This is a genomic window from Pseudoramibacter porci (assembly GCF_009696145.1).
Taxonomy (GTDB): domain Bacteria; phylum Bacillota; class Clostridia; order Eubacteriales; family Eubacteriaceae; genus Pseudoramibacter; species Pseudoramibacter porci.
Window position 1 is genome coordinate 1 of sequence record NZ_VUMO01000013.1, and the last position, 23,686, is coordinate 23,686.

The 23,686-nt window shown below is 53.0% G+C and carries 24 protein-coding genes; 11 read left to right on the forward strand and 13 right to left on the reverse strand.

Annotation, left to right across the window (positions count from 1 at the left end):
• Positions 1–165: 165 nt before the first annotated feature.
• Positions 166–1,578: an FAD-binding oxidoreductase gene (locus FYJ52_RS08585; protein WP_154576818.1), complete on the reverse strand. Its 1,413-nt coding sequence runs from the start codon at positions 1,576–1,578 to the stop codon at positions 166–168.
• Positions 1,579–2,379: 801 nt separating this feature from the next.
• Here FYJ52_RS08585 and tet(W) point away from each other — a divergent pair.
• The 10 genes from tet(W) (at position 2,380) to FYJ52_RS08640 (ending at position 10,700) form a co-directional block, all read left to right on the forward strand.
• Positions 2,380–4,299, forward strand: a complete 1,920-nt coding sequence (tet(W), locus tag FYJ52_RS08590) for a tetracycline resistance ribosomal protection protein Tet(W) (RefSeq protein ID WP_154576819.1) — start codon at positions 2,380–2,382, stop codon at positions 4,297–4,299.
• Positions 4,300–4,349: 50 nt separating this feature from the next.
• Positions 4,350–5,117, forward strand: coding sequence for a class I SAM-dependent methyltransferase (locus FYJ52_RS08595; protein ID WP_002586626.1), 768 nt, complete (start codon positions 4,350–4,352; stop codon positions 5,115–5,117).
• 171 nt (positions 5,118–5,288) lie between these two features.
• The gene (locus FYJ52_RS08600; protein WP_002586616.1) at positions 5,289–5,711 is read left to right on the forward strand and encodes a sigma-70 RNA polymerase sigma factor region 4 domain-containing protein; all 423 of its coding nucleotides are present in this window, start codon (positions 5,289–5,291) and stop codon (positions 5,709–5,711) included.
• Positions 5,704–5,916, forward strand: a complete 213-nt coding sequence (locus FYJ52_RS08605; RefSeq protein ID WP_154576820.1) for a helix-turn-helix domain-containing protein — start codon at positions 5,704–5,706, stop codon at positions 5,914–5,916. Before FYJ52_RS08600 ends, FYJ52_RS08605 begins: the two co-directional genes overlap by 8 nt.
• A gap of 497 nt (positions 5,917–6,413) precedes the next feature.
• On the forward strand, positions 6,414–6,812 hold the full coding sequence (locus tag FYJ52_RS08615; protein WP_154576821.1) for a plasmid mobilization protein: 399 nt from the start codon (positions 6,414–6,416) through the stop codon (positions 6,810–6,812).
• The gene (locus FYJ52_RS08620; RefSeq protein WP_002596230.1) at positions 6,784–8,409 is read left to right on the forward strand and encodes a relaxase/mobilization nuclease domain-containing protein; all 1,626 of its coding nucleotides are present in this window, start codon (positions 6,784–6,786) and stop codon (positions 8,407–8,409) included. The genes FYJ52_RS08615 and FYJ52_RS08620 overlap by 29 nt, the downstream gene beginning before the upstream one ends.
• On the forward strand, positions 8,399–8,785 hold the full coding sequence (locus tag FYJ52_RS08625) for a cysteine-rich VLP domain-containing protein (RefSeq protein WP_002596231.1): 387 nt from the start codon (positions 8,399–8,401) through the stop codon (positions 8,783–8,785). Before FYJ52_RS08620 ends, FYJ52_RS08625 begins: the two co-directional genes overlap by 11 nt.
• Positions 8,786–8,800: 15 nt before the next feature.
• Positions 8,801–9,652, forward strand: coding sequence for a replication initiator protein A (locus FYJ52_RS08630; protein ID WP_002596232.1), 852 nt, complete (start codon positions 8,801–8,803; stop codon positions 9,650–9,652).
• A complete protein-coding gene (locus FYJ52_RS08635) occupies positions 9,649–10,491 on the forward strand; it encodes an ATP-binding protein (RefSeq protein ID WP_154576822.1) in 843 nt (280 codons plus the stop codon). The genes FYJ52_RS08630 and FYJ52_RS08635 overlap by 4 nt, the downstream gene beginning before the upstream one ends.
• Positions 10,492–10,505: 14 nt before the next feature.
• Positions 10,506–10,700 (forward strand): transposon-encoded TnpW family protein, encoded by a 195-nt coding sequence (locus FYJ52_RS08640; protein ID WP_002596234.1) that lies wholly within the window; start codon positions 10,506–10,508, stop codon positions 10,698–10,700.
• A 64-nt stretch (positions 10,701–10,764) separates the two neighbouring features.
• On the opposite strand, the gene FYJ52_RS08645 is transcribed toward FYJ52_RS08640, so the two are convergent.
• Positions 10,765–10,965, reverse strand: coding sequence for a hypothetical protein (locus FYJ52_RS08645; protein WP_002596235.1), 201 nt, complete (start codon positions 10,963–10,965; stop codon positions 10,765–10,767).
• Positions 10,966–11,190: 225 nt separating this feature from the next.
• Between FYJ52_RS08645 and FYJ52_RS08650 the strand changes: the two genes are divergently transcribed.
• Positions 11,191–12,807: a recombinase family protein gene (locus tag FYJ52_RS08650; RefSeq protein ID WP_002596236.1), complete on the forward strand. Its 1,617-nt coding sequence runs from the start codon at positions 11,191–11,193 to the stop codon at positions 12,805–12,807.
• Positions 12,808–12,936: 129 nt separating this feature from the next.
• Here FYJ52_RS08650 and cobU read toward each other — a convergent pair whose 3' ends face one another.
• Genes cobU through hemB form a run of 11 tightly spaced genes read right to left on the reverse strand, consistent with a single transcriptional unit; the run spans position 12,937 to position 23,648 of the window.
• Positions 12,937–13,533, reverse strand: a complete 597-nt coding sequence (gene cobU / locus FYJ52_RS08655) for a bifunctional adenosylcobinamide kinase/adenosylcobinamide-phosphate guanylyltransferase (protein ID WP_154576823.1) — start codon at positions 13,531–13,533, stop codon at positions 12,937–12,939.
• A 10-nt stretch (positions 13,534–13,543) separates the two neighbouring features.
• Positions 13,544–14,605, reverse strand: coding sequence for a pyridoxal phosphate-dependent aminotransferase (locus tag FYJ52_RS08660; protein WP_154576824.1), 1,062 nt, complete (start codon positions 14,603–14,605; stop codon positions 13,544–13,546).
• Between the two features lie 33 nt (positions 14,606–14,638).
• Positions 14,639–15,661 carry an adenosylcobinamide-phosphate synthase CbiB gene (gene cbiB, locus FYJ52_RS08665; protein ID WP_154576825.1) on the reverse strand — a complete coding sequence of 341 codons (1,023 nt, stop codon included), beginning with the start codon at positions 15,659–15,661 and terminating at the stop codon, positions 14,639–14,641.
• Positions 15,661–17,175 carry a cobyric acid synthase gene (locus tag FYJ52_RS08670; RefSeq protein ID WP_154576826.1) on the reverse strand — a complete coding sequence of 505 codons (1,515 nt, stop codon included), beginning with the start codon at positions 17,173–17,175 and terminating at the stop codon, positions 15,661–15,663. The genes cbiB and FYJ52_RS08670 overlap by 1 nt, the downstream gene beginning before the upstream one ends.
• Before the next feature lie 41 nt (positions 17,176–17,216).
• A complete protein-coding gene (gene cobK, locus FYJ52_RS08675) occupies positions 17,217–17,963 on the reverse strand; it encodes a precorrin-6A reductase (protein ID WP_154576827.1) in 747 nt (248 codons plus the stop codon).
• Positions 17,960–18,709, reverse strand: a complete 750-nt coding sequence (gene cobJ / locus FYJ52_RS08680) for a precorrin-3B C(17)-methyltransferase (RefSeq protein ID WP_154576828.1) — start codon at positions 18,707–18,709, stop codon at positions 17,960–17,962. Before cobJ ends, cobK begins: the two co-directional genes overlap by 4 nt.
• 16 nt (positions 18,710–18,725) lie before the next feature.
• Positions 18,726–19,790 carry a cobalt-precorrin 5A hydrolase gene (locus FYJ52_RS08685; RefSeq protein WP_154576829.1) on the reverse strand — a complete coding sequence of 355 codons (1,065 nt, stop codon included), beginning with the start codon at positions 19,788–19,790 and terminating at the stop codon, positions 18,726–18,728.
• Positions 19,791–19,793: 3 nt separating this feature from the next.
• A complete protein-coding gene (cobM, locus tag FYJ52_RS08690) occupies positions 19,794–20,558 on the reverse strand; it encodes a precorrin-4 C(11)-methyltransferase (protein WP_154576830.1) in 765 nt (254 codons plus the stop codon).
• The gene (locus FYJ52_RS08695; protein WP_154576831.1) at positions 20,555–21,349 is read right to left on the reverse strand and encodes a sirohydrochlorin cobaltochelatase; all 795 of its coding nucleotides are present in this window, start codon (positions 21,347–21,349) and stop codon (positions 20,555–20,557) included. Before FYJ52_RS08695 ends, cobM begins: the two co-directional genes overlap by 4 nt.
• A gap of 12 nt (positions 21,350–21,361) precedes the next feature.
• The gene (gene hemL / locus FYJ52_RS08700) at positions 21,362–22,660 is read right to left on the reverse strand and encodes a glutamate-1-semialdehyde 2,1-aminomutase (RefSeq protein WP_154576832.1); all 1,299 of its coding nucleotides are present in this window, start codon (positions 22,658–22,660) and stop codon (positions 21,362–21,364) included.
• 13 nt (positions 22,661–22,673) lie between these two features.
• The gene (hemB, locus tag FYJ52_RS08705) at positions 22,674–23,648 is read right to left on the reverse strand and encodes a porphobilinogen synthase (protein WP_154576833.1); all 975 of its coding nucleotides are present in this window, start codon (positions 23,646–23,648) and stop codon (positions 22,674–22,676) included.
• Positions 23,649–23,686: the final 38 nt, after the last annotated feature.

Genomic DNA, 23,686 nt, shown 5'->3' on the forward strand with positions numbered 1-23,686 from the left:
AGAACCACTCAGGACCGAATCGTCCTATATTTCGATTTCAATTTATAAATCTACAAATTGCAGCTTGATATTAAATCAAACGAGGCTCCTGAGTATTTTCTCAGAGCCTCGTTTGTCTACAGTCTGACGGCGCGCCGTCAGAGGCGCGCCGCGATCGCTGTTCGTTTATTTCTGTTCCAAATCAAAAATTTTCCCAGGGTTGAGAATGTCGTTGGGATCGAGGGCTTTTTTAATGGCCTGCATCATCTTGAATTCCGCCGGATCGGTGTATTTTTCAAAATCAGCGACCCGCTTGTAGCCGATGCCGTGTTCACCGGACATGGTGCCGCCCACGCTGTAGACCAGCGGGTAAACATCGTCGTGAAAGGCTTCGACCTTTTGTTTCCATTCGTCGTCGTCAAAATCGTAATTCATAAGCGCCGTGTGGATGTTGCCGTCGCCGATGTGCGCGCAGGTAATCGTCGGGATACCGTGCTTCTTTTCAAAGGTCGGAATGGCTTCCATCACATCGATGATTTTGTCCAGCGGCACAACGAAATCTTCCTGATAATATTTCGGGCTCGCTTCTCTCGCCGCTTCGCCGAAATTTTTACGCAGATTCCATATCGTCGACTTCGGTTCGATAATGCGCACATCTTCTGCGCCCATTTCCCGCGCCACTTCGTCGATGGTCACCAGCTGTTCGTCCATGTAGGCTTCGTTGTAGGTTTCAATGGTCATGATCACGTAGACGCAGAAATCTTCTGCAAAGGGCGCCGTCACATCTAAATATTCCGCCACCGCTTGAATCGCCTTGTAATCCAAATATTCCATGCTCATCGCCACAATGCCTTCCCGGGTCAATCGGTTAGGCAGACGCAGCGCCTTCGCATTGTCCCGGAAGACCGCGACCACATCCTGGCGGTATTTCGGAAGCGGCAGGAGCTTGACCGTGATTTCCGTGATGATGCCCAATGTCCCTTCTGAACCGATCATCAGCTGTTCGAGGGCGTAGCCGCAGGCGTTTTTCTTCGTCCGCTTTCCGACTGTCACAATGTCGCCGGTCGGCGTTACGATTTTCATGGCGTAAATCTGATCCCGAGTGACGCCGTATTTAACCGCGCGGTCGCCGCCGGCATTGGTCGCGACGTTGCCGCCGATCATGCAGCTGGTCGCCGAGCACGGATCCCCTGCGTAAATCAAGCCCTTAGCCTTGGCCGCATTCTGCAGATCAGAGGTGTAGACGCCGGTTTCCACCACCGCGTACAAATTGTCCGCATCCAGCTTTAAGATGTGATTCATTTTCGTCAGCACCAGTACAATGCCGTGGTACACCGGAATGGCCCCGCGGGAGACTGAAGTGCCGCCGCTTCTCGGTGTAATCGGCACCTTGTATTGATTGGCCAGCCGGACCACCTTTGCGACTTCTTCCGTCGATTCTGGAAAGACGACCAGCTCCGGCATGTGGTGATACTTGGGATCCCCTTCTTGATCGGTCTGGTAAGACTGCAGAATATCTGGATCCTGTTTAACCTTGTGTTCACCCAATGCGTCGAGCAGCGCATCGACCAATTCCTTTGTAACCGGATTAAAACTCATGACAAGAACCTTCTTTCGTTTTTATGATCATTACTGCGTTTTAAAACTTATATTGTATACAATGTTGTGATTTCTATCATATCACCTGAGGACAATTTACATTTATTGTTTTTTCTAAAAAAATGGGTTTCATTCTTTCAACAAATGCTCATGTACGGTAAAGAAGCAAGCAACCGAAAACAATAGATAGACCGCCAGCACTACACTATTCCGAACCAAAGACCAAAAGATAAGCATTTTGAGAAAATCTAAACTTTTGGATTTTCCTACAATGCCGACTACGGCGGAATCCCTCCCACTCCTTATATCTTTCTGTATACATTGAATTTGTATTTAGTAAAATGCAGACAACACCACGGATCGGCTTTTGGCTGGACAATTCCAACCAAACACCACAGCAGACAGCAGAAACCATTCTGAACGCCAGGAAGCCGGTATGATTATTACATATAAGGGGAAGAAAAATTTCTTTTAGGTACTTTCTTTCCTAAAACTGATGTGATATAATAGTTCCATTCCAGAAAAGGAGTAAAAAATATGCGGCAAGGTATTCTTAAATAAAACTATAATCAAATAGTGGGAACAAAGGATTATGATAGTTCCTTTTGTGGGGGCTTGGTTTTTTGTACCCAATTTAAGAATACTTTTGCCTTATCAATTTTGACATATCCAAAAAACAGCATTCACAAACAGGTGTATGCTGTATATGTGTATGTCCGCAAATTATCATCCCCAGTGGTAAAAGTATTTTACTGCTGGGGATTTTTATGCCCTTCGGGGCAGTAAAGGGAGGACAATCACATGAAAATAATCAATATTGGAATTCTTGCCCATGTAGACGCTGGAAAGACGACCTTGACGGAGAGCCTGCTATATGCCAGCGGAGCCATTTCAGAACCGGGGAGCGTCGAAAAAGGGACAACGAGGACGGACACCATGTTTTTGGAGCGGCAGCGTGGGATTACCATTCAAGCGGCAGTCACTTCCTTCCAGTGGCACAGATGTAAAGTCAACATTGTGGATACGCCCGGCCACATGGATTTTTTGGCGGAGGTGTACCGCTCTTTGGCTGTTTTAGATGGGGCCATCTTGGTGATCTCCGCTAAAGATGGCGTGCAGGCCCAGACCCGTATTCTGTTCCATGCCCTGCGGAAAATGAACATTCCCACCGTTATCTTTATCAACAAGATCGACCAGGCTGGCGTTGATTTGCAGAGCGTGGTTCAGTCTGTTCGGGATAAGCTCTCCGCCGATATTATCATCAAGCAGACGGTGTCGCTGTCCCCGGAAATAGTCCTGGAGGAAAATACCGACATAGAAGCATGGGATGCGGTCATCGAAAATAACGATAAATTATTGGAAAAGTATATCGCAGGAGAACCAATCAGCCGGGAAAAACTTGTGCGGGAGGAACAGCGGCGGGTTCAAGACGCCTCCCTGTTCCCGGTCTATTATGGCAGCGCCAAAAAGGGCCTTGGCATTCAACCGTTGATGGATGCGGTGACAGGGCTGTTCCAACCGATTGGGGAACAGGGGAGCGCCGCCCTATGCGGCAGCGTTTTCAAGGTGGAGTATACAGATTGCGGCCAGCGGCGTGTCTATCTACGGCTATACAGCGGAACGCTGCGCCTGCGGGATACGGTGGCCCTGGCCGGGAGAGAAAAGCTGAAAATCACAGAGATGCGTATTCCATCCAAAGGGGAAATTGTTCGGACAGACACCGCTTATCCGGGTGAAATTGTTATCCTTCCCAGCGACAGCGTGAGGTTAAACGATGTATTAGGGGACCCAACCCGGCTCCCTCGTAAAAGGTGGCGTGAGGACCCCCTCCCCATGCTGCGGACGTCGATTGCGCCGAAAACGGCAGCGCAAAGAGAACGGCTGCTGGACGCTCTTACGCAACTTGCGGATACTGACCCGCTTTTGCGCTGCGAGGTGGATTCCATCACCCATGAGATCATTCTTTCTTTTTTGGGCCGGGTGCAGTTGGAGGTTGTTTCCGCTTTGCTGTCGGAAAAATACAAGCTTGAAACAGTGGTAAAGGAACCCACCGTCATTTATATGGAGCGGCCGCTCAAAGCAGCCAGCCACACCATCCATATCGAGGTGCCGCCCAACCCGTTTTGGGCATCCATCGGACTGTCTGTTACACCACTCCCGCTTGGCTCCGGTGTACAATACGAGAGCCGGGTTTCGCTGGGATACTTGAACCAGAGTTTTCAAAACGCTGTCAGGGATGGTATCCGTTACGGGCTGGAGCAGGGCTTGTTCGGCTGGAACGTAACGGACTGTAAGATTTGCTTTGAATACGGGCTTTATTACAGTCCGGTCAGCACGCCGGCGGACTTCCGCTCATTGGCCCCGATTGTATTGGAACAGGCATTGAAAAAAGCAGGGACACAACTGTTGGAACCATACCTTTCCTTTACCCTTTTTGCACCGCAGGAATATCTTTCACGGGCTTATAATGACGCACCAAAGTACTGTGCCACCATCGAAACGGTCCAGGTAAAAAAGGATGAAGTTGTCTTTACTGGCGAGATTCCCGCCCGCTGTATACAGGCATACCGTACTGATCTGGCCTTTTACACCAACGGGCAGAGCGTATGCCTTACAGAACTGAAAGGGTATCAGGCCGCTGTCGGCAAGCCAGTCATCCAGCCCCGCCGTCCAAACAGCCGCCTGGACAAGGTGCGCTATATGTTTCAGAAGGTAATGTAAAGATACATAATCGTCAAGACGGCAACAATCAGAAGTTATGGAGGGTAACAATGGAATATAGTAAGGAAGATTTAATGGAAGCAAAAAAGCAAATTTGGGGAGTGGGAGAGAACATGGGAACAGAGGAAAGTAAAAAAATCTGGGAGGAGAACGCACAATTTTGGGATAATGCAATGGGTGACGAATCTAATGAATTTCACAGAGAGGTAGTGCGTCCCAAAGTAACGGAACTTCTATCTCCTAATCCTGCGGATTACATTTTGGATATTGCGTGTGGCAATGGAAATTATTCTTCGTATCTTGCACAAAGAGGCGCTTCGGTTGTCGCTTTTGATTACAGCAAAAAAATGATAGAATTGGCTAAAAGACGGCAATCACAATATGCAAAACAAATTGAATTTTGTGTGGCGGATGCGACCGATAGAAAAAGTATATTAGAATTAAAAAGAAATCGAGCCTTTACGAAAGCAGTTTCTAATATGGCAATTATGGATATTACGGATATTGAACCACTTCTTATGGCTGTTTATGAACTGTTGCAGGAAAGCGGAATTTTTGTCTTTGCAACGCAACACCCTTGTTTTGTCACGTTGACTGAAAAATATATGACACCGCACAGTTACTATGATATAGCGATTGAAGGGCAACCGAAAGAGCAGATTTATTATCATCGTTCCATACAAGATATTTTTAACCTTTGTTTTAGAGCTGGATTTGTCATTGATGGATTTTATGAAGAATGTTTTAAAACCAACAAAGAAATTCCTATGGTAATGATAGTAAGGCTTAAGAAGGTAAAACGTGATAGCTTAAAATAAATTCAAGTTTGTCGGGTAAATAGCAAACCCAGCCGAGCCAGTCAACGGTCAAGATGAACGGCGCATATGCGCAGCCGTTGACAGCCCCGCCCGCCTTTGCTGGTAGGCAATCAAGGGGCGACAGCAAGAAGTGCCACCGCCCCGCACTATTATTCAGAAAGGGGAATTTCCATGACCGACCAGATAGCCTATCAAGAATATATCCAGCGCAGGTACAACGCCTTTTGCAAGACTGTTATCCGCTGTGCCGCCTTGGACAAGATTTTGAAGCTTAAACGGCAATGGGAACGGCAAGTTTCCCTTGACTATCTGATGAACGAGAAGTTTGTCCAGTTTGCCGCGTCGGAGCCGGACGAGGAATACCCATTTACCGTCTGCGGTCAGACCGTCCTGCTCTGCAACGCCGCCCTTGCCGACGCGATCTCTGTTTTGCCGGAGCAGACGCGGGAAGAAATCCTGCGCTATTACTTTCTGCGCCAGCCGCAGCGCGTGATCGGCGCGTGTATTGGCCGGTCACGCAGCACAGCGGGGCGGCATATCCAGCTTGCCTTGCAGCGGCTACGCGAAGAAATGGGGGTGAGCCGGTATGAGTAGACTTCTCCCCTATGAAACAATCCTCAAAGCCCGTGAGGGCGACCCGGACGCAATCGACACCATTCTTTCCCACTATGCCGGATATATCCGCTATTTCTCAAAAGTGAACGGGCAGGTCAACGCCGAGGTGGAGGACTATGTAAAGCAGCGGTTAATTGACTGTCAATTCAAGTTCCGGCTTGACGAACCACCGGACAAGTCATAAAAACTGAATACCAGCCGCCACCGACGCGGCCAGCGAAAGCAGTAAGTCTTGAAAAAGATTTACTGCTTTTTTTGTTGTCCGGCTCCGCTCCCGGCCATTTTGCCCCCTGCCGGTTGTAGTAGTAAGCGAGGAGGGAATTTTTCTGCCCTGGTGTTTGGCATTTGGAGCATTTACCCGTAGTAGAGGGCAAAGAGAAAGGATTTCTCCAACACCGGGTAGAAACCACTGCGTCCGGTGTCATTTTAGCGAAAGCGGGCAGGAATGCCCTTTACAGGATTAGTAGTAGCAGAAAAAGAGAAACAAACTTTTGTGGTTGCAGTTTTCCAAAAAAGTGGCGGACGGAAGTGAGAGAAAGTTTGCAGTCACGGAGAGCAAGTTTCTACCACGGTGCCAAAATCCGCAATTCTGCAGTTTTGCCCCTCGCGGGAAACTTGTTGGGGAGTGCCTTCCCCAAACCCTGCTCATGCGCCCTTACGGGCGAGAAAGGAGGTCACACCATGCGAAAGAAATACAACACGCCCCACCGCAGCCGCGTTGTGAAAACCCGGCTGTCCGAAGATGAGTATGCCGACTTCACAGCGCGGCTTGCGCCCTATGGTATCAGCCAGTCCGAATTTCTCCGGCAGGCGATACGGCGGGCGACCATACGCCCGGTTGTCCATGTGTCGCCGGTCAATGACGAGTTGCTTTCCGCTGTCGGGAAGCTGACAGCCGAGTACGGCAGGATCGGCGGCAACCTCAATCAGATTGCCCGGTATCTGAACGAATACGGCGTACCCTACAACACCCTTTCCGGCGAGGTACGCGCCGCCATATCCGACCTTGCCGTCCTCAAGTATGAAGTCCTCAAGAAAGTAGGTGACGCGGTTGGCAACACTCAAGCATATCAACTCTAAAAACGCCGACTACGGAGCCGCCGAGCAATATCTTCTCTTTGAGCATGACGAGTTTACCATGAAGCCCGTCCTTGATGAAACCGGCAGGCTTATCCCCCGCGAGGACTACCGGCTGTCCACGCTGAACTGCGACGGGGAGGATTTTGCCGTTGCGTGTATGCGGGCCAATCTCCGCTATCAGAAAAACCAGCGGCGGGAAGATGTGAAAAGCCACCACTACATCATCAGCTTTGACCCGCGGGACGGGCCGGACAACGGCCTGACCGTAGACCGGGCGCAGGCGTTGGGGGAACAATTCTGTAAAGAGCATTTTCCCGGCCACCAGGCCCTTGTCTGCACCCACCCGGACGGGCATAACCACAGCGGCAACATTCATGTGCATATCGTCATAAACAGCCTGCGGATTGAGGAAGTGCCGTTCCTGCCCTACATGGACAGGCCGGCCGATACGAAAGTCGGCTGCAAGCACCGATGTACCGACGCTGCCCTGCGCTACTTCAAATCCGAAGTCATGGAGATGTGCCACCGGGAGGGGCTTTATCAAATCGACCTCTTGAACGGCAGCAAGAACCGCGTCACCGACCGGGAGTATTGGGCGCAGAAAAAGGGACAGGCCGCGCTGGACAAGCAGAACGCCCCCATGATTGCCGATAGTATCACGCCCCGGCAGACCAAGTTTGAAACGAACAAGGAGAAGCTGCGGCAGACCCTACGGAAAGCCCTTGCCACCGCCGCCAGCTTTGACGAGTTTTCCTCTCTGTTGCTGCAGGAGGGTGTGACCGTCAAGGAGAGCCGGGGGCGGCTTTCCTACCTCACGCCGGACAGGACAAAGCCAATTACCGCCCGGAAGCTGGGCGACGATTTTGACCGCGCCGCTGTCTTTGCCGTTTTAGAGCAAAACGCCGCCAGAGCAGCCGAAGCGCCAGCCAGATCCCCCGATCCCCCACGCACCATAAAAGACCGCTTGCAGGTTGCCAGAGCCGAGATAGCCGCCCCGAAACAGGACGGAGTGCAGCGGCTTGTGGACATTGAGCAGAAAATGGCCGAGGGCAAAGGCCGGGGCTATGAACGCTGGGCGAAGATACACAATCTGAAGCAGGCCGCCAAAACGCTGTCCGTCTACCAGCAATACGGCTTTACTTCCCCGGAGCAGTTAGAAGCCGCCGTTGACACCGCCTATCAGAAAATGCGCCAGACCAGCGGCGAACTGAAAGCACTGGAAACGAAGCTGCAAGGGAAAAAGAAGTTGCAGCGGCAGGTGTTGGCCTACGCCCAGACCAAGGCCGCCCGCGACGGGCTGCGGGCACAGAAATCCGAGAAAGCCCGCGCCGCATACCGGCAGGCCCATGAGAGCGATTTTATCATAGCCGACGCAGCAGCCCGGTATTTCAAGGCGCATGGCATTACCAAGCTGCCCGCCCGGAAAGCGTTGCAGGCCGAGATCGAGCAGCTTATCTCCGAGAAAGACGGCCTGTATAACACCTATCACGAACAGAAACAGCGGTTCAAGGAGTTGCAGACCGTCAAGCGGAACATCGACCAGATTTTGCGCCGGGACGAGCCGCACCGCAGAAAGGAGCAGAGCCATGAGCGATAACCTGCCCCACATGGACTACCGCCAGCACCGGCGGGCGCGGCGGCTGGTACATGAGTGCTGTAACTACGATGAGGGGAACTGCCTGCTATTGGACGACGGGGAGCCTTGCGTGTGCGTCCAGAGCATTTCCTTTTCCCTCATGTGCCACTGGTTCCGTGTGGCTGTCCTGCCCCTTGACGGGGAGCTGGCCGCAGCCCTCTTGTGCCGGGGAAGCCGGAAACGGTGTGCCGTCTGCGGGGCGGCCTTTGTCCCCAAATCCAACCGGGGAAAATACTGCCCCGACTGCGCCGGGCGCATGAAGAAAATCAAAGCCGCCGAGAGAAAGCGGAAACAAAGGCAGAGATGTCACGCTTTAGAGCCTTTCAAACCCGCATAAATCAAGGCTTTTTTCGTGGGTGTCAAAGGGTACGCGATACATTTATCCTTTTCCCCCGGAAACGGCGTTTTAATGCGTGACAATACGCCAAAATCAACCCGAACACAGGGAGGTGATCCTATCGCTGATTATATCAGGGCAGACACGCGGCTGCCCGCCTATCTGCCGTATCCCCGTTTCCTGCTGAAAATGGAGATTTCACAGACCGCCAAGCTGCTGTATTCGCTGCTGTTAGACCGTTCCACCCTCTCCCAGAAAAACAAGTGGCTGGACGACGAGGGCAGGATTTATATTATCTATCCCATCGCGGAGATAGCAGAAATACTGGATAAAGGCAGCACCACCATCAAGGGGGCGCTTAATGAACTGGACACGGCGGGGCTGTTGGAACGGGAACGGGGCGGCTTCTCCGCACCGAACCGGCTTTATGTCAAAGTACCGCCAGTGCCACAGGTACAGTTTTCAGACCAACTGATGGCCGGAAGTCCGCCCCTCATAGAGCCGGAAAACCGTCCTACTGATGGTCAGAAAACCGACCTTATGATGGTCGGAAAACCGTCCCCTAACCAAACTACTATAAACAACCTTACAGAGAGCCAAACAAAGGGAGTGAGTGGGGGGCCGTCCGCGCCCTATGGCCGATATGGAAATATTTTTCTGTCACAGACCGAATACGACGAGTTGCAGGCAGAGTACCCTGACAGGCTGGAACGGTTCATCGAGGAAATGAGCCGCTACCTTGCCGCCAACGGGAAAAGCTACCAGAACTATGCCGCCGCCCTGCGGATATGGGCGGGGAACGACAAAAAGGAAGCCCCTAAAAAGGGCATACCAGACTACTCATGCAAGGAGGGCGAGAGTTTATGAAGAATGAAATCAACGCGGTTTTGGAGAATATGACGACCACCATCCCGGAGCCGGAGGACTACACCGGCGAGGACGGTTTACTGTACTGCGGCAAGTGCCGCAAGCCGAAAGAAGCCTATTTTGCGCCGGATAAGGCCGCTATCTTCGGGCGCGACCGCCACCCGGCAGAGTGCGACTGCCAGAGAACCGCCCGCGAGGAACGGGAAGCCGCCGAAAAGCGGCGCAGACACCTTGACACCGTGGAAGAACTGAAACGCCGGGGCTTTACCGACCCCACCATGCGGGACTGGACTTTCGAGAACGACAACGGCAGGAACCCGCAGACCGGGCTTGCCCGCCGGTATGTGGAGCATTGGGAAGATATGCGGACAGACAATATCGGCTGCCTGTTCTGGGGCGGCGTAGGCACCGGCAAAAGCTACCTTGCAGGCTGTATCGCAAACGCCCTCATGGAGAAAGAAATCCCCATCCGCATGACGAACTTTGCTCTTATCCTCAATGACCTTGCCGCCAGCTTTGAGGGGCGCAACGAGTACATTTCCCGCCTTTGTCGTTATCCGCTGCTGATCCTTGACGACTTCGGCATGGAACGCGGGACGGAATACGGGCTGGAACAGGTGTTCAATGTGATTGACAGCCGTTACCGCAGCGGCAAGCCGCTGATCGTCACGACCAACCTTACGCTGGACGACCTGCACAACCCGGAGGACACCGCCCATTCCCGGATTTATGACCGCCTGCTTTCCATGTGCGTCCCGGTACGCTTTACCGGCGACAACTTCCGGCAGGAAACCGCCAAGCGGAAAATGGAGAGCATGAAGAAACTGATTACCGACTGAAAGGAGTATTGCCTATGGCAGATAACAAGCAGCACGACACCCGCACCACCCGCCGCCCTGACTGTGTGACGGAAATCCGCATGGGCAATTCCGTCCTTGTCGTGTCCGGCTATTTCAAGAAAGACACCACAACCACAGCCGCCGACAAAATGGCGCGGGTACTGGAAGCGGAAGCCGCTGCTACACAGGAGCCGACTTATCCGGCGTGAACCGGGGCATGGAAAAGCGGCCATGCCAGGGAGCATGACCGCTGGAACGAAAATCGGAAGTGCTTTAGCAATTCTTAATCTCATTCTCTATAAAATAATTTGCAATTTCAAAGGCTTTTATTCTTCTCTTTGCCAATGTGATTTGTGATTTATAACGCTCGGAATTATCCTTTGATTCAAATGTTTTTACTGTTTCTCTTAGCTTGTGCAGAGTTGAATCAATTTGCCTTTTGGCCGCGGTTAATTCATCTATTGTATACTTCATGTTTTCTCCTTTAACTTCTGATTTTTTTGTTAAATCAGAGTATACCACGGAGTTATGAACTTTTCTACTGCAAATATGGGACGACAACCCATACCATAAAAATCGGAAAATTGAAAAGCTGTAAAGAAGCAAATTTAACGCTTTTGCCGCTGTACAGCCCCCGCCGTTCCGTGGTACAATGAAACCACGGAATAGTGGGGCTGGCTGTCGGAAACGGAGGATTTTATGTTAAGACAAGCCACCCAAAACCTCATTACCGCCCTTTATCCGAGATTGTCCCACGAGGATGAATTGCAAGGCGAGAGTAATTCCATATCGAACCAAAAAAGGATACTCGAAACCTACGCAAAACAGAACGGCTTTACCAATCTGCGCTGGTACACCGACGACGGTTTTTCCGGCGCGAACTTCCAGCGGCCCGGATTTCAAGCCATGCTTGCGGACATTGAAGCCGGGAAAGTGGGTACGGTCATCGTCAAGGACATGAGCCGGTTAGGGCGAAACTACTTGCAGGTAGGGTTTTACACGGAAATGCTGTTCCCTCAAAAGGGTGTGCGTTTTATCGCTGTCAACGATAATGTGGACAGTGCCAGCGAGGGCATGGACAACGATTTTACCCCGCTGCGAAATCTGTTCAATGAATGGCTGGTGAGAGATACGAGCAAGAAAATCAAGGCAGTGAAAAAGTCAAAAGGCATGAGCGGCAAGCCTGTTACCAGCAAGCCGGTTTACGGCTATGTGATGGACGAGGACGAGAATTTTATTATAGACGAGGAAGCCGCCCCGGTGGTGCAGCAGATTTACCAGCTTTGCCTTGCCGGGAACGGCCCGACCAAGATTGCCCGTATGCTGACGGAGCAGCAAATCCCCACGCCGGGGACGCTGGAATATCAGCGGACAGGCAGCACCCGCCGTTATCACCCAGGCTATGAGTGCAAATGGGCGACCAACACCGTCGTTCATATCCTCGAAAACCGAGAGTACACCGGATGTCTGGTGAACTTCAAAACGGAAAAGCCTTCTTATAAGGTCAAGCACAGCATAGAGAACCCCGTCGAGAAGCAGGCCATTTTCGAGAACCACCATGAGCCGATCATCGACAAGGAAACATGGGAACGGGTGCAGGAGTTACGCAAACAGCGCAAACGCCCGAACCGCTACGATGAAGTGGGGCTGTTCTCCGGGATTTTGTTCTGCGCCGACTGCGGCCATGTGCTGTATCAGCAGCGGTATCAGAACAAAGACCGCAAACAGGACTGCTACATCTGCGGCAGCTACAAGAAGCGCACCCGCAACTGTACGGCGCACTTTATCCGCACCGATCTGTTGACCGCTGGTGTCCTGGCAAATCTCCGGCAAGTGACCGAATACGCAGCCAAGCATGAGAGCCGGTTTGTGAAACTACTTGTCCAGCAGAACGAGATCGGCGGCAAGCGAAAGACCGCCGCAGCCATCAAGCAGCTTGAACAGGCGCAGGAACGCATTTCTGAAATCAGCCGCATTATCAAGCGGCTGTATGAGGACAATGTAAACGGCAAAATCAGCGATGAGCGTTTCATGGAACTGTCGGCTGACTACGAAGCCGAGCAAGCGGAGCTGAAAAAGAGAGCCGCCGCCCTGCAAGCCGAACTGGACAAGTCACAGGCAGCTACCGTCAACGCCGAGAAATTTATGGGCATTGTCCGCAAGCACCTTGCCTTTGAAGAACTGACCCCCACTCTCTTGCGGGAAATGATCGAGAAAATTGTGGTGCATGAGTGCAGCTATGATGAGAACGGCACCCGCAGGCAGGACATTGAGATTTATTACAGCTTTGTCGGCAAGATTGACTTGCCCGAATAACCGCCCGACCTATCCGACACAATGGCCAAGTGTCGGATAGGAACGGCAAAATTTTTTGCACTTCTATTGCTTCTTTATCACACATAAGCAAAAAAAGCAGGCTTATAATTCAGCCTGCTCAGCACACGTTTATATTTTCTCAAAGGGTTCCGCGCCTGATCCTTTGATAACCATCGGAATCCCCGAAACGCAGAACACAACGCGGTCCGCCTCGGCGGCCACCATCTGGTTGACCCGCCCGGCGATATCCCGAAATAGATTGCCCATCCGGTAAGCCGGGACGAGCCCCATTCCGACTTCATTGGTCACAATATAAGCTTCCTTTTTCGTTCGAAGGGCGTGAATCAAATCCTTCACGTCCGCCAGAATATGGTCTTCAACCTCGCCTGCCCTGCCCATCGAAATGTGATCCCAATCCTTTTCGAGGGCCATCATCTGATTGGTGATCATCACCGTTAAACAGTCGAAAAGCACCGTCTCCGCTTCTGCAAAAGCCGGCTGCTGCATCAGCGTGTGGAATGCGCTGTATTGTTCAATCGTGGCCCAACGCGCTGGGCGTCTCGCCCGATGGTGGGCGATGCGGTCTTTCATCCCGTCATCGAAAGGAATGGCTGTCGCAATATAGGCGACCGGTGACCGGCCCGCCGCCTCTGAAATGAATACTTGTTTTTCGGCGTAGCGGCTCTTGCCGCTGCGCGCGCCCCCTGTCACCAATGTAATGGCCATGTCTCCCCCTTTATTTGTCCTCATAGGCCTGACTCGTCAAGATGGCCGTCAGTGCCGCAATCAATCGATCGTTTTCGTCTTTTTTCTTGACGGCGGCTCGAAAATACGCATCGCCAAGCCCCACAAAATCTTCGCAGGTCCGGATATAAATTTTCTGCGTTTCGAGCAGCGCGTTGAGATCTGCCGCTGTCCCCTTCTTCAACCGGAATAAATGAAAATCCGCTCCGGATGGCAAGACCTCGAGTCCCGGAAGCGCCGACAGCGCAACGCGCACCCGGTGCCGTTCCCGGCTGGTATAGGATTTTGTATCCTCGATGTATTTCTGATCCTCAAATACCGTGTCCAGCGCCGTCAGCGCCAGCGTATTGACGCTCCAGGGCATCTGAATCGCCGCCATCTCTGAAATGATTTGCGGCTGCCCAACCGCATAGCCAAGGCGCAGTCCCGGAATGCCAAAAAATTTCGTCATCGAGCGCAGCAGCACCACGTTTCGATTGCCGTCCACCAGAGAAAAGCAGGATTCCTTTGATGAAAAGCCCACGAAGGATTCGTCAATGAACCACTGCACTGTATTCGGACAGTGGTCGATGAGCGAGCCGATGTACATCGGCGAATAAGCAACGCCGGTGGGATTGTTAGGATTGCAGAGAAAAACCGCGTCGGGCTTCGTCTGGCAGATGTAATCGGCAAAGGCGTCGGTGTCCAAGCGGAATCGAGATTCCCAATCGGTCTGCCACAGCCGAAGTTCCCACCCTGCCGCTGTCAAGGCTTCGGCGTATTCGTTAAACGTCGGTACGACGATGACGGCAGTGCCACCGGAAAAAGCCATCGCGTATAGATAAATCAGCTCAATGCCGCCGTTGCCGAGGATCACCCAGTCGTCCGCAACGCCCAAGCGGCGGGCCAGGCGTTTTTTGTGCCGCCTGCCATCCGGCTCTGGGTAGCGTCCAAGATCGCCGAGGGCATCCTCCAGCGCGTATTTCAAGTGGGGCGGCATACCCAGTGGGTTGATGTTGACTGAAAAGTCCAGCATCCCTGAACGGTCGCCCTGATATCCTCCGTGACGATTCATATTATTCTCCTCTTCTCTCTCATTTTACACAGCCTACCGCAATTGAAAAAATATTGAGACAATATATACGGCCGTAGCCAATACCGCAAAGACCATTTCCGACCCGGTCATGATCTTTAAACTCTGACGCACGGTGTCGGCCGTCAGCGGCGTATCCGCGTCGCCGATGGTCGGCTTCTCCACCACTTGGCCGAAATAAATATTGGTGCCGCCAATCTGGACCCGCAAAAGTCCAGCAGCTGCCGATTCGGGATGGCCGGCGTTGGGACTTTTGTGCATCCTGTGGTCCCGCTTGTAGACGCGCACGCCATTCTTAAAATCAAACCCAAGCGCCGCACCGGCGATCAGCATCATCCACGAGCCGAGACGCGCGATGGGAAAATTGAAGGCGTCATCGAGCTTCGCCGGAAAATAGCCGTAATGCGTGTAGGGCTTTTGCAGGTAACCCGTCATCGAATCCATCGTGTTCACTGCCTTGTAGACCATTGCCAGCGTCAGCGGTGAAAGAAACCAAAGAAAATGCTGAAGAACCATACCGACCAGCATGTAAAACATCGGCGCGAGAATCCCGTCGATCGTATTCTCTGCCGTCGTCTCCACCGTTGCACGAATGACATCGTGTTCCGAAAGCGCGCTGGTGTCCCGTCCGCAAAGGTAGCCCACCTGCACCCGCGCTTGTTCTAAATCGCCGGCTTCCAGCGCTTTTACCACGCCTTCAACCGCCTGACGCAGGCTCTTTTCCGCGAGCGTCGTCCCGAGAAACCATAAGGTCACCACGACAAACAGCACCGGGTGAATTTTCAGACATAGCCACTGCACCCCGGCGCTCACTGCACCGGTCAGGACGATGACGACCACCCACATCAAAAGTCCCTTTGCTCGGGATTTACTTTTGATTTCTGGGGTAGTGTTCAGCCTTTTGGTCAGCCCGCCGATACATTTTCCAATCCAAACAATCGGATGGGGGATTTTCACCGGATCGCCGACAATCCAATCCAATGCCACTGCGCCGAGAATCAACAGCATCCACCACAAATAAGGCACAGAGCTACCCATCAATGTGTCTGGCTCCCGTCGAGAATGGCCATGATCTGGTCCATATCGACTGCTGCTTTGACCGTTTGAGCCAGTAAATCGTATTGGCTTTCTTTAAAGGCTTGATAGTCGTGCACCTTTCCAGCTTCCATGTGCTTCTTCGCCTTAATTTGATTGAGCAAACCTTCCCGCAGCTCGTCGTTATCAAAAATGCCGTGGAGGTAGGTCCCAACGACAGTTTTATCCGGCGATACCGCGCCGTCGTACCGCCCGTCAGCCAACTTTGCAAAGGGCTTCGTTTCCGCTGTCCTCGGCAGGGACTGTCCCATGTGAATTTCATAGCCGCGCACATTTTTGTCGTTCGGGTCGATGTCGAGGAAGCCGTTGAGCATTGTTCCGGTTTCCTGGGTGGTCGTCTTTGTTTCCTCGAGTTCGGTGTCGATATCGAGCAAACCAAGCCCTTCGATGATATCCGCCTGAGATTCAACGTGGTGCGGATCGGAAATGGTCTTGCCGATGATCTGGTAGCCACCGCAAATGCCCACTACCGGCACCCCTTCCTCGTGCTTTTTGATGATCGCATCGGCCATCTTTGACATCTTCAGGTGTTTGACGTCATCAATGGTGTTCTTCGATCCCGGGATCACAAGCAGATCCGGTTCGGCCCGTTCGATTTCCCGTTCGTTTTTGTAATATTCGACCGAAACTTCCGGATACATGTCAAAAACTGTCACATCGGTGAAATTTGAAACGTGGCGCAGACGGACAACCCCGATTTTGATTTGCCCCTCGTGGGTGCCGTACCAGCGCTCGGTCACAGAGTCTTCATCGTCGATTACAACCCGCGTGTAGGGCACGACGCCGAGACAGGGCACGTGGAGCATCGGATTCATCATTTCGATCCCGGGCTTTAACAATTCAACGTCGCCTCGGAATTTGTTGATCAGATACCCGGCGAAGCGTGCCTGTTCTTCCGGCGGCAGCAGCTTGATCGTGCCGTAAATGGATGCGAAGACGCCGCCGCGGTCAATATCCCCGACGAGTACGACCGGTGCATCGATCATTTCCGCCAGCCCCATGTTGACAATGTCGTTGTCTCGAAGATTAATTTCCGCCGGGCTGCCGGCGCCTTCGATGACGATGACATCCGCCTCATTGGCCAGCGTATTATAGGCGTCCATGACGACGTCCGTCAACTGGCTTTTGTATCGGTGATATTCTGCCGCATCCATGTTGAATTCGGCAACACCGTTTAAGATCACTTGAGATCCCACATCCGAATTGGGCTTGAGCAGAACGGGATTCATTCGGACATCCGGTTCGACCCGGGCGCATTCGGCCTGTGTCACCTGGGCGCGGCCCATCTCTTTTCCGTCCTTAGTGATGAACGAATTCAATGCCATGTTCTGCGCCTTGAAAGGTCTGACCGTCATGCCCATGTCGTTAAAAATGCGGCACATTGCCGCACAGATCAGGCTTTTCCCTACCGACGAGCCGGTGCCCTGAAACATAATTTTTTTAGCTTGCTTTCCCATTCTATCTCCTCGATCTATTTTTTCGTTTGTTGTTCTTCTCTCTAAAGCTGGCTCATCAGCTCGCCTGCATCGGTGACGATTTCCGGATAATCCAGCGCCGGACGATCGACGCAGAGCATTTCCGCGCCACACGCTTCTGCTGCCGCAATTTTATCCGTCACACCGCCGATATCGCCGGAGTCTTTCGTCGTCACGAAATGAATATCGAAGTTCTCGATCATCGCCACGTTCATTGCCTTTGAAAACGGCCCTTGCATCGCGGCGATATGATTGGGCTTGTAGCCTAGGTCTTCGCATTTTGCGAGCACGCCGGAGGTTGGCAGCACCCGAATGTAGAGCCGCTCTTTGTCAAGGGGCTGATAATGCGCCAGCTCCCGGCTGCCTGTCGTCGCCAGGATATTGCCCGGGGCGTCTTTCAGGTAGGCGACCATGGTGTCGTAATCTGGAAAATGCCGAACGATACGCTGAAATTCCGGCGTCATCGCACTGATTCCCGGCCGTTCAAGACGAATGTAGCGAAGCCCCACCGCTTGACACGCGGCCATGGCGTTGACTGACGCCGCCTTTGCGTAAGGGTGTGTGCCGTCGACAAAGACCGTGACAGCGTTAGCCTTCAAAAAAGCTTCAAGGGCGTCGCCATCCATCGTGCCGATGTGCCACTTTAGGTGTGTGTTCTGTTTCGGTGCGTTGTAATTGGAGATGGACGAATAGATCACATCCATGCCGCGAGCCGACAGCTGCTCCGCCGCCTCACGGCCATCGGCGGTGCCGCCTTCGACGAAAATCAAAGGGTGTACCCCCTGGGTGTGATCATCGTCTGGCCGTCATCTGTGACGTAAGTCTTAGAATTACCGATGATGACGAGAGAAAACATGTTGATTTCTTGATCGCACATCTGATCCAGCGTCGTGATGCATTTTTTCTGGCCGTCCCGCATGGCGTTCTGAACGATGCCCACCGGCGTCTTGGGATCTTTCACCTGAAGCAGGATTTCCTGACAGGTGTTGATATTGGTCGGACGCCCCTTACTTTTCGGATTGTACAGGGCGATGACGAAGTCGCCTTCGCCGGCGCAGCGGATGCGCTTCTTGATCAGTTCCCAGTCAGTTAACAAGTTGGACAGGGAAATCACGGCATAATCGTGCATCAGCGGTGCCCCCAGAATAGAAGCGGCTGCGTTGACGGCTGAAATCCCCGGCACCACTTCCACTTCCACGTCGGCCTTCTGTTTTTCAACCAGTTCCAGCATGATGCCGGCCATGCCGTAAACCCCGGCGTCTCCGGAACTGACCAAAGTCACCGTTTTGCCTTCCAGGGCCAAGTCCAGACATTCCTGGCAGCGGTCGACTTCCTTGCGCATGCCGGACGCTTTCAGGGTTTTGCCCTGGACACAGTCCAGATCTTTAATTAAATCGATATAGGTTTTATAACCCACGACAATATCCGCATCGGCCATGGAAGCCAGTGCAGCCCCTGTCATGTGGTCTGCATTGCCAGGGCCAAGCCCTGTCACATAAATTTTTTTCTGATTCATTATTTTCTCTCTGATTCTATTTTTGATTGTGCGCCATTCGCCACAGGGACAGCGTGACGCCGTCTCCCTTCACCACAGGGGCAATACAATTCCCCTGTCCTGACGCAACATAGCCGGCCGGTTCACTGACGCCGCGAAGGCCGGTGATCTTTTCGACAAAATCCGAGCCTTCAAATCGATCCTGAACGGACTTAATGGCATCATCCTCTACAATTTTGACCGCTGCGCCAAAAGCTTCGGCACTTTTAATTAACCCCTGCTCATGGGCTTTGAGCCCGATGGTCGCAAAAACGGCGAGGGCCTTGGGATGCAGATGATAGGCCTTCAAAAGCCCTTTCACCTTTGCCGTGATGCGTTCGGCCGGCGTGTTTTTCTTACAGCCGATGCCGAGCACCACATCCCGGGGAATCAGCTGAACCTGATGACCGGACTGAAGGGTCAGCCGGTCGCTTTCAGAAATCACAATCTGTCCCTGGGAGGATGCCGTCATGCGTGCCGTTACCGCCACCGTGTCCGGCAGGGAAACAGCCGACAAATCCACGCCCGCTTCATTGACGATTTCAACGGGTTTCTGATCTAAAATCAAGGCCGTCACATTTTTGGCGGCCTCGAAATCCGTAAAGGTGCAGTTAAGTTTCTGGGCCAGCGTGTCCACAGCCAAAAGCCCGGCCACGTCCGTTCCCGTTGTGATGACCGGTTCGGCGCCGATTCGCGCGGACAACGTCCTCGCTGCGGCATTGGCGCCGCCCAAATGGCCGGACAGCAGGCTGATCACGTAGCGGCCGCCGGCGTCGAGCACCAGCACTGCAGGATCTTTTGACTTGTGCTGAATATAGGGCGCAATGCCCCGCACGACAATGCCCGCTGCCATGACACAGACCAGCACATCGAAGTCCATCATCGCCTGCGCCCAGAAAGATCCAAGCTTGCCGTCGCCGGGGTAAGGCTGCGCGGCTCCCTCTGCATATTTTTTAAGGGTGTAAACCGAAATCTGCACCTCGCCGGCCATGGCCTTGGCGCAGCGCCCGGCCAAGCGCGCCCCCTCCCGGCTGACACTTAGAAAAGCCCAGCGCTTCTTCATTCATTAAACCTTGGCTTTTCTGAACTCGTGGCTGAAGCTCGGGTCGTAAAGTTTAGACAGTTCGTAGCGGTCTCCGAGGAAATCGCCGACGAGAATCTGCGCCGTCTTGTGAATATCGGCCGCCTTCACTTTTTCTTCGATGTCGGCCAATGTGCCCTGAACGATTTTCTGATCCGGCCAGGTGGCGCGCTGAACGACAGCCACCGGCGTCTGTTCAGGATAGGACGTGAGCAGGCGGCGGACCACTTCGCCGATATTCTGAACCGACAGGAAAATGGCCATCGATGCCTGGTGCTTCGCCAGGGATTCCAGCTGTTCCCGCTCCGGCACCGGGGTGCGCCCTTCGAGACGGGTACAGATCACGGTCTGGGAGACGTCCGGCAGCGTAAATTCCTTTTTAAGCACGGAAGCCGACGCCGTAAAGGACGAAACCCCCGGTACCACTTCATAAGAAATGCCCATTTCTTCGAGACGATCCATTTGTTCGCGGATTGCGCCGTAAATCGACGGGTCGCCGGTATGGACGCGGACGACGCGCTTGCCGGCTTCGACACCGGTCTGAATCACGTCGAGCACTTCGTCTAAAGTCATTGACGCCGAATTGTGAATTTCAGCACCTTCCTTGTGGCCTTCCAAGACCTTGGGATTGACAAGGGAGCCCGCGTAAATGATCACGTCGGCGGCGTCAATCAGACGCTTGCCCTTGAGGGTCATCAGCTCGGGATCCCCTGGCCCCGCGCCAATCAAATAGACTGTATTTTTTTTCATTTTAACTCCTTTAAATCATCGGCGTTTTGAAGATGCGCTGAAAAAAGCGCGCGAATTTCCGGCAGTTCGCCCATTCCTTTAACCATACAGCTCACGTCAAATCCCTCGGCGATGAGCTGATTTTTCCAAGAGTCCGGCGCATCGCCGGCCATGTCGTTAAGGGCGTGATCCCCTGCGACAACCATAAAGGGCACCAGTGTCACCCGGCGGATGTGCTCAGCCTTCAATCGGTCTATCACTTCCGCCAACGTTGGATAACCTTCAACCGTGGCCATATAAATATGCCTGCCGCCCGCCTGTTTTAAATAATAATCCATCGCCGGATAGGCGGAATTGGCGTGGTGTTCGGTGCCGTGGCCCATGAACACCAGCGCGTCCACCGGCGAGAGCGGCGGTACCTGCTGCAGCATAATGTCAGTGACCCGTTCAAAATCATCGTGTCCGCTCAAAAGCGGCCGCCCGATTCTAATCGAAGGGATTTGATCGAGATAGGGTCTCAGCTCCAAGAGCATGCCGTAAAATTCATGGCCATTGATGACGTGAGTCGTCTGACAGATCACGCTGTCGTAGCCGTCCGCGACGATTTGCGCCATCGCTTCTGCCGGCGTCATCACTGAAATGCCGTCCCGTTTTTTTAGCTTCTTAATGATAATTTTCGATGTGTAGGCCAAAAAAAGATCGCTGTCCGGAAAGGCAGTCTGTAAATCGCGGCAGATCGCCTCAATGGTTTTGTGATAGGTTTCGTGGTAGGAAGTCCCGAAGGATATGACCAGTAATGCCTGTTTTCCCATTTTATTCTCCTGTTAACAACCTTCCGCAATGGCTTCCAAGGCCTTGCGGTTGTCCGCAATGGTCTTTTCGATATCCGCTTCCGTGTGGGCGAGGGAAACGAAAATCCCTTCATACTGTGACGGCGGCAGCATATTGCCCATGTCAAGCATTTTTCTGAAGTAATTGGCGTACACTTCGGTATCGCTCGTCATGACCCCGCTGAAGTTTTCCACCTTCTGATCGGTGAAGAACAGCGCAGACATACCGGCGCAGCGATTGACCACCGCCTTGACGCCCGTCGCCTTGATATTGGCTTCAAAACCTTCCGCCAAACGTTTGGCCCGTGCGTTGACAACATCGTAGGTTTCCGGATGGGCCTTCAGATAACGCAGAGTGTTGAGCCCCATGTGCATCGCGATGGGGTTGCCCGACAAAGTGCCGGCCTGATAAACCGGACCGTCCGGCGCGAGCATGGCCATGATTTCAGCCGGGCCGCCGAATGCGCCGACGGGCATCCCGCCGCCGATAATTTTGCCGACTGTGGTCAGATCCGGCTGAATGCCAAAAAGTTCCTGTGCGCCGCCGTAAGCGACACGGAAGCCGGTGATGACTTCGTCAAAAATGAGCAGTGCGCCCTCTTCGCGGGTCATTTCCCGAAGACCTTCCAAAAACCCCGGGTTCGGCGGCACAACACCCATATTCCCGGCGACCGGTTCGACAATGACGCAGGCGATTTCACCTTTGTTTTCGGCGAACAGTGCCTTGACTGAATCCAGATCGTTGTAAGTGGCGACGAGGGTGTCCTTCGCCGTGCCCCTTGTCACGCCGGCACTGGTCGGCTCACCGAAGGTCAGGGTGCCCGATCCGGATTTCACGAGCAGCGAATCCGAGTGGCCGTGGTAGCAGCCTTCAAATTTAATGAACTTTTCCCGGCCGGTGTAGCCGCGCGCCAGACGAATGGCCGACATCGTCGCTTCCGTCCCGGAATTGACCATGCGCACCTGTTCGACGCTTGGGAAGGCGTCGACGAGGGTTTCAGCCATTTCGACTTCGATTTCTGTCGCAAGGCCGAAGGTCGTCCCCTTCGCCAGCGCCCGATCGACGTCCTGATAATAAATATCCGATCCGTGGCCGAAAATCAGCGGTCCCCACGAACAGATGTAGTCGGTGTAGGTGTTTTGGTCCGCATCGGTGATCTGGGATCCTTTGCCGTGGTCGGCAAACACCGGCGCAATGCCGACGTTTTTAAAGGCGCGCACCGGTGAGTTGACTCCGCCGGGAATGACTTTTTTTGCACGCGCGTATAATTTTTTTGATCTTTCGTGATTCATCTTAGCCTTGTCCTCAGTCCTGGTATTTTGCGAGCAGTTTCTTGAGAATCGGCGCAAAATAGGTGATGATGATTTCGGCGCCGGCCCGCTTGATACAGATCAGGCTTTCGAAGATCGCCCGTTCGTCCAACAGCCCTTCGTCGACTGCAGTGCGGATCATCGCGTATTCGCCGGAGACCTGATAGGCCGCCATCGGCAAAAACGATAAATCCTTCGCCTGGCTCAAGACGTCGAGATACGGCATGGCCGGCTTGACCATGACAATGTCCGCGCCTTCTTCAATATCCAATTCCACTTCTTTCAAGGCTTCTTTGCCGTTGGCCGGATCCATCTGATAGGCGCGGCGATCGCCAAAGGCCGGCGCCGAATCCGCCGCATCTCTGAATGGACCGTAGAAGGTTGACGCAAATTTTGCAGAGTAGCCCATAATCGGGATGCTTTCAAAACCAGCTGTATCCAGCGCGTTTCTCAAGGCCGCGATGTGACCGTCCATCATATCCGAAGGCGCGATCATGTCGACGCCGGCTTTCGCCTGGCTGACCGCAACCTTGCACAAGGTATCGAGAGATTTGTCTCGTTTGATATCGCCGTTTTCTTCGAAGAAGCAGCAGTGGCCGTCCGCCTTGTATTCGCACAGGCAGACGTCGCCGATGATATACATGTCCGGCGCGAGGGCTTTGATTTTGCGGATCGCCTGCTGGACGATGCCGTCGTCGGCAAAGGCCGGCGTCGCTTCGCCGTCTTTCTTGGATTCGTCCGGAATCCCGAACAGGATGATGTATTCGATACCCGCCACCTTGAAGCCTTCGACGGCTTCGTCGAGCCGATCGATCGAGTAGCGGTACTGCCCTTTCATCGACGGGATTTCTTCTTTAATATTTTCGCCTTCGATCACGAAAACCGGATAAACCACGTCGTCCATGGACAAGCGGGTTTCGCGAATCAATTTGCGGATCTTTTCATTTTTTCTCAATCTGGTTGGTAACATATTGAAACCTTCTTTCGTAAATGCTGTAAACACAAATC

Coding starts and splice junctions, on each gene's coding strand:
- FYJ52_RS08585 (WP_154576818.1), bottom strand. CDS start 1,578: ATGAGTTTTAATCCGGTTACAAAGGAATTGGTCGATGCGCTGCTCGAC.
- FYJ52_RS08695 (WP_154576831.1), bottom strand. CDS start 21,349: ATGGGAAAACAGGCATTACTGGTCATATCCTTCGGGACTTCCTACCAC.
- cobM (WP_154576830.1), bottom strand. CDS start 20,558: ATGAAAAAAAATACAGTCTATTTGATTGGCGCGGGGCCAGGGGATCCC.
- cbiB (WP_154576825.1), bottom strand. CDS start 15,661: ATGGGTAGCTCTGTGCCTTATTTGTGGTGGATGCTGTTGATTCTCGGC.
- FYJ52_RS08640 (WP_002596234.1), top strand. CDS start 10,506: ATGGCAGATAACAAGCAGCACGACACCCGCACCACCCGCCGCCCTGAC.
- FYJ52_RS08615 (WP_154576821.1), top strand. CDS start 6,414: ATGCGAAAGAAATACAACACGCCCCACCGCAGCCGCGTTGTGAAAACC.
- FYJ52_RS08650 (WP_002596236.1), top strand. CDS start 11,191: ATGTTAAGACAAGCCACCCAAAACCTCATTACCGCCCTTTATCCGAGA.
- FYJ52_RS08635 (WP_154576822.1), top strand. CDS start 9,649: ATGAAGAATGAAATCAACGCGGTTTTGGAGAATATGACGACCACCATC.
- cobJ (WP_154576828.1), bottom strand. CDS start 18,709: ATGAATCAGAAAAAAATTTATGTGACAGGGCTTGGCCCTGGCAATGCA.
- FYJ52_RS08595 (WP_002586626.1), top strand. CDS start 4,350: ATGGAATATAGTAAGGAAGATTTAATGGAAGCAAAAAAGCAAATTTGG.
- FYJ52_RS08600 (WP_002586616.1), top strand. CDS start 5,289: ATGACCGACCAGATAGCCTATCAAGAATATATCCAGCGCAGGTACAAC.
- FYJ52_RS08645 (WP_002596235.1), bottom strand. CDS start 10,965: ATGAAGTATACAATAGATGAATTAACCGCGGCCAAAAGGCAAATTGAT.
- hemB (WP_154576833.1), bottom strand. CDS start 23,648: ATGTTACCAACCAGATTGAGAAAAAATGAAAAGATCCGCAAATTGATT.
- FYJ52_RS08625 (WP_002596231.1), top strand. CDS start 8,399: ATGAGCGATAACCTGCCCCACATGGACTACCGCCAGCACCGGCGGGCG.
- FYJ52_RS08660 (WP_154576824.1), bottom strand. CDS start 14,605: ATGAATCGTCACGGAGGATATCAGGGCGACCGTTCAGGGATGCTGGAC.
- FYJ52_RS08605 (WP_154576820.1), top strand. CDS start 5,704: ATGAGTAGACTTCTCCCCTATGAAACAATCCTCAAAGCCCGTGAGGGC.
- cobU (WP_154576823.1), bottom strand. CDS start 13,533: ATGGCCATTACATTGGTGACAGGGGGCGCGCGCAGCGGCAAGAGCCGC.
- FYJ52_RS08685 (WP_154576829.1), bottom strand. CDS start 19,790: ATGAAGAAGCGCTGGGCTTTTCTAAGTGTCAGCCGGGAGGGGGCGCGC.
- FYJ52_RS08670 (WP_154576826.1), bottom strand. CDS start 17,175: ATGGGAAAGCAAGCTAAAAAAATTATGTTTCAGGGCACCGGCTCGTCG.
- hemL (WP_154576832.1), bottom strand. CDS start 22,660: ATGAATCACGAAAGATCAAAAAAATTATACGCGCGTGCAAAAAAAGTC.